Annotated in this window: 8 protein-coding genes; 4 read left to right on the forward strand and 4 right to left on the reverse strand. The window is 71.8% G+C overall.

All coding sequences use genetic code 11. From position 1 onward, the window contains the following. Positions 1 to 633 precede the first annotated feature (633 nt). Both HMPREF3115_RS07695 and HMPREF3115_RS32255 read left to right on the forward strand, forming a co-directional pair. Positions 634 to 2913, forward strand: coding sequence for a hybrid sensor histidine kinase/response regulator (locus tag HMPREF3115_RS07695; RefSeq protein WP_070553978.1), 2280 nt, complete (start codon positions 634 to 636; stop codon positions 2911 to 2913). A 112-nt stretch (positions 2914 to 3025) separates the two neighbouring features. Further along, positions 3026 to 3154 carry a hypothetical protein gene (locus tag HMPREF3115_RS32255; RefSeq protein WP_006405170.1) on the forward strand — a complete coding sequence of 43 codons (129 nt, stop codon included), beginning with the start codon at positions 3026 to 3028 and terminating at the stop codon, positions 3152 to 3154. Positions 3155 to 3233: 79 nt separating this feature from the next. On the opposite strand, the gene HMPREF3115_RS07700 is transcribed toward HMPREF3115_RS32255, so the two are convergent. The 4 genes from HMPREF3115_RS07700 to HMPREF3115_RS07715 form a co-directional block, all read right to left on the reverse strand. Beyond that, entirely contained in the window at positions 3234 to 3398 is a 165-nt protein-coding gene (locus tag HMPREF3115_RS07700) for a zinc ribbon-containing protein (protein WP_006399013.1), read from the reverse strand. Positions 3399 to 3465: 67 nt separating this feature from the next. Next, positions 3466 to 3801, reverse strand: coding sequence for a DUF2934 domain-containing protein (locus tag HMPREF3115_RS07705; protein ID WP_006405168.1), 336 nt, complete (start codon positions 3799 to 3801; stop codon positions 3466 to 3468). Next, positions 3801 to 4226 (reverse strand): CBS domain-containing protein, encoded by a 426-nt coding sequence (locus HMPREF3115_RS07710; protein ID WP_006399011.1) that lies wholly within the window; start codon positions 4224 to 4226, stop codon positions 3801 to 3803. Before HMPREF3115_RS07710 ends, HMPREF3115_RS07705 begins: the two co-directional genes overlap by 1 nt. Positions 4227 to 4317: 91 nt before the next feature. Continuing rightward, positions 4318 to 5028, reverse strand: a complete 711-nt coding sequence (locus HMPREF3115_RS07715; protein ID WP_006399010.1) for an MgtC/SapB family protein — start codon at positions 5026 to 5028, stop codon at positions 4318 to 4320. A 449-nt stretch (positions 5029 to 5477) separates the two neighbouring features. Here HMPREF3115_RS07715 and HMPREF3115_RS07725 point away from each other — a divergent pair, with 449 nt between their 5' ends. After that, on the forward strand, positions 5478 to 6587 hold the full coding sequence (locus tag HMPREF3115_RS07725) for a glycosyltransferase family 9 protein (protein ID WP_070553980.1): 1110 nt from the start codon (positions 5478 to 5480) through the stop codon (positions 6585 to 6587). A gap of 33 nt (positions 6588 to 6620) precedes the next feature. After that, positions 6621 to 7438, forward strand: an 818-nt coding sequence (locus HMPREF3115_RS07730) for a DUF4254 domain-containing protein (protein ID WP_141751653.1), incomplete at its 3' end; no start/stop codon positions are given.

The following is a 7438-nucleotide window of genomic DNA, read 5'->3' on the forward strand; positions in this document are numbered from 1 at the left end:
CGCCTCCGGACGGTGCGGCGGCTCGGCCGGCTGCAAAGGCTGTTCGTCCTGCGTGCCGGGGCGCGTGCCGCGCGTGTCGCGTTCCTGTTGCTGTTTCGATTGCGTCATGGTTCTTTCCGGTAGATGCGGCTGCAACGGTACGCCGCCGCCGGAGCGGCGGCGGCCTGCAGCGTGGCCGCAAGCAAGCGCCATTCCGACGCGCGTGCGACGGTGGCGTGCGACCATGCGGCGAATTGGCGGGACTCCGCGGCGACCGGCCCGCCGTGCACGCCGCCGCACGCGGCGCGGCTTGTCCGTCCGCTACACACGATGCAGAATTTACAAGCGCCGCACGCACGAGGGCCGACTCGCGCGCGGCGCGGCCGCCCCGTCCCGCGCGGCCAGGCGGTCGTCCGGGCGGACGCCGGGGCGCGGCACGCACATTGCTACGCCCGGCTACCGCATTGCGGCATCGTCAGACTGCCGTGGTTTGGGGCAACGACAGGAAACGACTCGTCCGGTGTCGTGCGCGCATCGCCTGCCGGCGGCGCGCGCAACGACCGCGAGGACGAGCATGGCCATGCGGCAGCGCGCGCGGTACCACGGCGACCACCGTGCGCAACGCTTCACGGCAACCCGTAGCGAGACACAACAATGGTTTCTCCGCTGGAACCGGCGCCGAGCGGCGCCGACCATTTCGTCCAGTTCTACGATTCCGTCGAGCAATTGCTGCCGGAGGTCGTCGCATTCGCGGGCGAAGCGCTGCGCAGCGGCGGCAGCGCGATCGTGATCGTGCGCGCCGACCGCCTCGCCGACGTCGTCGAGCGGCTCGGCGCGCTGGTCGCGGCGATCGGCGAGCCGGCACGCCGGCGCGTGTTCGTGTCGGATGCGGAAGCGCTGCTCGCGCGCTTCATGAACGGCGACATGCCCGATCGCGACCGTTTTCAGCGCTCGGTCGGCGCGATCGTCGAAGCCGCGATCGCCGCGGGCCGGCCGGTGCATGCGTTCGGCGAAATGGTCGCCGTGCTCTGCGCGCGCGGCCAGCCGGACGCCGCGCTGCGGCTCGAGGCGCTCTGGAACGAGCTGATCGAGCGGCACCGCTTCTCGCTCTATTGCGGCTATCCGCACGATGCGTTTCCGGGCGCCGAGCAATCGACGCTGTTTCGCCACGTCTGCGCGCTGCATCGGCGCGTGCTGCCGGCCGCGTCGCTGCGCAACGACGAGCGCGAGCTGCATTTGACGCTCGCGCTGTCGCAGCAGCGCTCGCGCGCACTCGGCGCCGAGATCCGCCGCCGCGAGGACGCCGAGCGCCAGCGCAACGGCGTGCTGATGCACGCGCCGCTGCCGATCGCGCTGCTCGCCGGCCCCGAACACCGCATCGTGCTCGCGAACCACCGGTTTTCGGCGATGTGCGGACGCACCGACATCGTCGGCCGGCCGCTCGCCGCCGTGATGCCCGGCGCGGACTCGCCGGCCGTCACGCGCGCGCTCGACGATGCGCGCGCGCACGGCGTGTCGACGACGATCGGCGAACATCGCGACCGCGCGACGCCTGAGGGCGCGCGCGTCTATCGGCTGCACTTCAACCCGCAGCCGCAGGCAGACGGCATCGGCGTGATCGTCAGCGCGGTCGAAGTGACCGAGCATGTCGCCGCGCGTGAGAAGCTGCAGGCGGCCAACGCGGAGCGAGACCGGCTGCTCGCCGAGCTGCGCGACGCCAATCACGCCAAGGACCAGTTCCTCGCCGTGCTCGGCCACGAACTGCGCAATCCGCTGACGCCGATCTCGCTCGCGCTCGAGCTCGTGCGCAGCCGCGAAGGCCACGCGACGCCGAACGAGATCGCGATCATCCAGCGGCAGCTCGATCACATGGTGCGGCTGATCGACGATCTGCTCGACGTGTCGCGCATCACGCGCGGCAAGATCGAGCTGAAGAAGGAAGCCGTGCGGCTCGGCGACATCGTCGACCGCGCGGTCGAAGTCGCGAGCCCGCTGCTCGAACAGCGCCGCCATCGGCTGCACGTCGACATCGACGCGGACGTCCGCTGTCACGGCGATCCGGTGCGGCTGTCGCAGGTCGTCGCGAACCTGCTGACCAACGCGGCGAAGTACACGGCGCCGGGCGGCGACATCGGGCTGCACGTCGCGCGCGGCGACGGCGACACGATCGTCATCGAAGTGCGCGACAGCGGCGCGGGCATTCCGCCGGACCGGCTCGACAGCATCTTCGAACCGTTTTTCCGGCTCGGCGGCGAGCCGGGGCGCATGGACGGCGGCCTCGGCATCGGCCTCGCGCTCGTGAAGAGCTTCGTGATGCTGCATGGCGGGACCGTCCGCGCCGACAGTGCGGGCCCCGGTCTCGGCAGCACGTTCACGGTGACGCTGCCCGAATATCGGCCGCCTGCAGTCGAGGCCGACGCGCGCGAACTCGCACATCCGCCCGTCGCGGTGCCGGTCGGCACGCGCCGCCGCGTGCTGCTCGTCGACGACAACGAGGACGCGGCGGCGACGCTCGCGCAGTGGCTGCGCGACGCGGGGCACGACGTCGCGGTCGTGCACGACCCGCTGTCCGCGCTCGGCGCGTTCCGCTCGCACGAGCCCGACGTCGCGATCCTCGATATCGGGCTGCCGGTCATGGACGGCTACGAACTGATCCGGCGGCTGAAAGCGATCGAGACCGACAAGCCCTGCACGTTCCTCGCGCTGACCGGCTACGGCCGGATCGCCGATCGCGAACGCTGCCTCGAAGCGGGGTTCCGCCATCATCTCGTGAAGCCGGTCGATCCGGCCACGCTGCATCGCGCGATGGACGACAGCGACCCCGTGCATGCGCCGCCGCTGGCGCCTGTGGCATCCGTCGCATCCGTGGCGCCCGTGCCGGCCGCGTCGCCCGTTCCGCCGCTGCCGCAGGTCGACGGGCAGCCGGAACTGTGAGCGCGTAGCGGCCGCGTTGCCGGTGCGTATCGTGTGCGGCGCCTGCGGCACGCGCGATGCTCGTCCATCGTAACGGCCGATTCCGCGGCCGCGATCATCACGGAGGACGATCATGACCGGCACCCCGACCCCGCCGCAGGAACACGACGATACCGGCCGCCCGGCCGAACCGCCCGCGCCCGAGCGCAACGACGATCTGCCCGAACTGCCGGATCCGACGGAAGTCGGCGAAGACGGCTAGCGTCGCCGCACGGCGCTCGCGGCACGGCGCCTGTCTGCACGGCGCGCTCGCGCGGCGCCTGTTGCGCGGCGCCTCTCCCTCACCCCTTGTTGCCGGGCTCGCGCGTGCGCTCGCCGTACGTGTCGTTGCCGCAATGCGGACACTTCGGAATCCGCTCGCCCTCGCGCACGTGCGTCGAGCGATGGCACTTCTCGCAGCGGAAGTCGCCCGTCTTCTCCGCTTTCTCGCCTGCATGAGCCGTCATCTCGAATCTCCATGACGACGCGCGCACGCGCGCCGGCCGCACGCCGACGCGCTGTGGCCGTCGTCGTTCAGGTGCGCCGCCGGTCGTGCGCGAGCTCGTCGGACAGCGCGCTGTCGTCCTCCTGCAGCGGCTCGCCGGGAATCCGGCGTTGCGCCGACTGCTCGAGCGGCGGCTCGGTCGCGGCCGTCGCGCCGCCCTCCGCGTCGAGCTGCCGCTCCGCCATCAGCCAGTACGCTTCCGCGTTGCCGTCCGGCGAGCCGGCGTCCTGCCAGAGACGGTACGCGCGTTCCCTGATCTGCGCTTCCCTCTCGCCGTTCTTCACGTTCTGCCGATCGTCCATCATCTTCTCCCGATGATCGATGCGTTTGCTGCCCGTGCGCCGGGCCTTGCGCGGGGCCGCCATCAGCGCTCCGGCCGCGACGGCGACGAGACGGCACCGAGCGTCGACGACATGCCGCCGTCGGCCGAGGTCGCGAGATCGCCGAGCGCGACGATGCCGACCAGCCGCTTCTCGCGGTCGACCACCGGCACGCGACGGATCTGCGCGTCCTCCATCTTCTTCTGGACCTCCGCGATGTCGTCGTCCTCGTAGCACCAGTTCGCGGGTCCGCTGACGACGCCCTCGATCGACTCGTCGGGCGGCACGCCCATCGACACCGCGCGCACGACGATGTCGCGGTCCGTCAGCATCCCGATCAGCCGCGTTCCGTCGCACACCGGCAGCGCGCCGACGTTCAGGTCGTCCATCAGCTTCGCCGCATCGCGCAGCGTCTGCGTCGGCCCGATCGTCGCGGCGTCGCGCGTCATTACATCAGCTACTTTCGTCATGGTTCACTCCTTCCAAACCGGAAAACCGCAAAGCGCGGTGCGGCGAACGAGCATCGGGCGTTCCGCGCGCAGATTCGCGCACCGGCGCGCATCAGTTCTCCGCCGAACAGCGGATCGATTTCAGGCCGGCGGGGCCCGCCATGCCGGTGAGCCGGTGCACCATCGCGTCGTTGTCGGGCGTTTCGCGCCATTGCACGACGAAGGTTTCCTCGCGCAGCGACTGCGTCGCCGCTTCGTGAAACGCGCGCACGCGGCACTTGAAACCCGCCTCGCGCATCAGCGCGAGCAGGCGGTCGCGGCTCGTCGACGCGATCTCGTATTCGACCGTCACGAGCGCGGTGCGCGTGCGCCGCAGCCGCTGCTCGACGTGCCGCAGCGGCCATATGACGACGAGCCCGACCGCGAGCCCGAGCGCGCCCAGCTGCAATTGCCCGCCGCCGATGCAAAGCCCGATCACCGTGACGAACCACAGCGTCGCGGCCGTCGTCACGCCGGTGACGAGCCCGTCGCGATGCAGGATCGCGCCGCCGCCGATGAAGCCCATGCCGGTCAGGATCCCGAGCGGCAGCCGCATCAGATCGAGCTGCGCGAAGCTTTGCGGCGTCTTGCCGCTCTGCCCGAGCAGCGCGTTCACCTGCAGCATCGCCAGGCACGCGGCGGCGCAGACGAGCATCGCCGTGCGCAGGCCGGCCGTCTTGCCGGCCTCGCTGCGGTCGAAGCCGACCAGCGCGCCGGCGACCAGCGACAGTGCGACGCGGGCGAGGATGTCGCCCCATTGAAGAACGATCGGCATCGTGTCCATGTGCGCGCTCCGCACGCCGACGCGCGATCGGCACGCCGTCGCGCGCACGCGGCAGCGCACAGCGCGCGCGGGATGCCGGCCGAAGACGTCGGCGCTTGCCCGCACCGCGGGAATCGCGGTGGATGCGACCGATCAGCAAGTTCCGTCCCCGCTACATCGCCACGCGCGCGCGCCGTCGTCCGACAAATGCGTCGCCGATCGCGATTGCCTCCCCGCGCGCGTCGTGCGGCCGTTCGTGCACGTGTAGAACCTGTCCGCGCGATTGTAGAAAGGTGTCGGCGGTGTGCGACGTCCGCGGGGCGTGTCTGCGCGCCCGCTGCTTGGCCGCTGCAATGCGCGTCGCCTCTGCATGCGGCGCCGTGCGGCGCGCGGCCAAGTGCTGCGGGTACGGCCGATGCGCGATCGCACGCCATCGCGCCCGCCTGCGGCGCTTCCGAACCGCTTCCGTCATGGCCGTGATCACGTTTGCCGCGTCGATGCAGAAGAGCGCCGCCGATACGCCGCCGCTCGCGCGCCCGCTGCGCTCGATCGTCGTGTTCCGCGCACTGCGGCTCGGCGACATGCTGTGCGCCGTCCCCGCCCTGCGCGCGCTGCGCGACGCGCAGCCGGCGGCCGCGATCCGCCTCGTCACGCTGCAGGCGGCCGCGCAGTGGATGCGCCGCTACGATCGCTACGTCGACGACATCGCGGTTTTTCCCGGCGATGCGCGGCTGCCGGAGAGCACGATCGACGAAGCGGCACGCGCGGACTTCGATGCGACGCTTGCGCGCTGGCAGCCCGATCTCGCGATCCAGATGCATGGCGACGGCCGCGTGACGAACGCGATCGTCGGCCGGTTCGGCGCGCGGGCCGTCGCCGGCTTCACGCGCACCGATGCCGTGCCCGCGACGCGCGCGTGGTTGCCGTATCCGGACTGCGGCCCCGAGCCGCTGCGCCTGCTGCGGCTCGTACGCGCACTCGGCGCAGCGACGCCGTCGACCGACGCGCCGCACCTCGAATTTCCGCTGACGCCGGCCGACCACGCGGAGCTGCGCGACAGCGGGCTCCTCGCACGGCTCGGCGACCGGCCGCTGCTCTGCGTGCATCCGGGTGCGAGCGCCGCGCACAAGCGCTGGCCTCCCGACGCGTTCGCGCACGTCGCGCGCCATCTCGCCGCGTGTCACAGGCTGACGATCGTGCTGACCGGGTCCGCGGCCGAGCAGCCGCTCGCACGTCATGTCGCCGCGCTTACCGGCGGCGACACGATCGACGCGACCTGCGGGCTGTCGATCGGCGCGATGGCCGCGCTGATCGCGCGTGCCCGGCTCCTGCTCTGCAACGACACCGGCGTGTCGCATCTCGCGGCCGCGCTGCGCGTGCCGAGCGTCGTCGTATTCGGCCGCGCGGACCCCGAACGCTGGGCCCCGCTCGACCGCGACCGCCACGTGTGCGTGCGCGACCCCGACGCGACGCGCGTGAACGACGTGCTCGAAGCGGGCTGCATGCTGCTGTCGCGCGATACGCGCGCGCAGGCGGCGGCCGCGCCGTCGCCGCCGCGCGGCGACGTGTCCGCGCGCTAGCGCCAAGTGTCCGAACCGATCGAGGAGAGGCCGATGCAACCGATCCATGCTGCCGACATCACGTACTTCCACGATGCGGCGCTGCTCGCGCGCGTCGACGACGACTGCGGTGCGACCGTCGACGACGTCGGTCCCGCGTGGCGGCAGATCCATCGCAATCACGACTGCAATGCGTCGCTGTGGCGCCACGAGGACGAAGCGCGGCGCCGCGACGTGGCCGATCGCGCGATCGTCGAGAACAAGCGCGCGATCGATCGGCTGAACCAGCAGCGCAACGACGCGGTCGAGGCGCTCGACGAGGTGCTGCTCGCCGCGCTGCCGCCCGCGCACGCGGATGCGCGGCTCAACAGCGAAACGGCCGGTTCGATGATCGATCGGCTCTCGATCCTCGCGTTGAAGATCCATCACATGGGGTTGCAGCTCGCGCGGGACGACGTCGACGCCGCGCATCGCGCATCGTGCCGCGCGAAACTCGAACGCCTGCGCGAGCAGCGCAGCGATCTCGCCGCGTGCCTCGATGCGCTGCTCGCCGACGCGGCGGCCGGCACGGCACGCTTCAAGGTGTATCGGCAGTACAAGATGTACAACGATCCGGCGTTGAATCCGTACCTGGGCGGCCGCGTCGCGAACGACACGGCGGCCGCGAACGCGGGATCGGTCGCGGCGACTGCAGCATCGGCTGCAGCATCGGCCGAGGCGACACGTGACGATGCGGCCGAACCGGCCGCACCCGACGACCCGCCGCCGACACGGCCGACCGATGTTCCGCCCGACATGCCGCCGACGCCGCCGATGGACGTTCCGCCCGATGCGCCGCCGACGCCGCCGGGCCCGCCGCCAGGCGTGCCGCG

Source organism: Burkholderia sp. HMSC10F09 (genome assembly GCF_001806955.1).
Classification (GTDB): domain Bacteria; phylum Pseudomonadota; class Gammaproteobacteria; order Burkholderiales; family Burkholderiaceae; genus Burkholderia; species Burkholderia multivorans.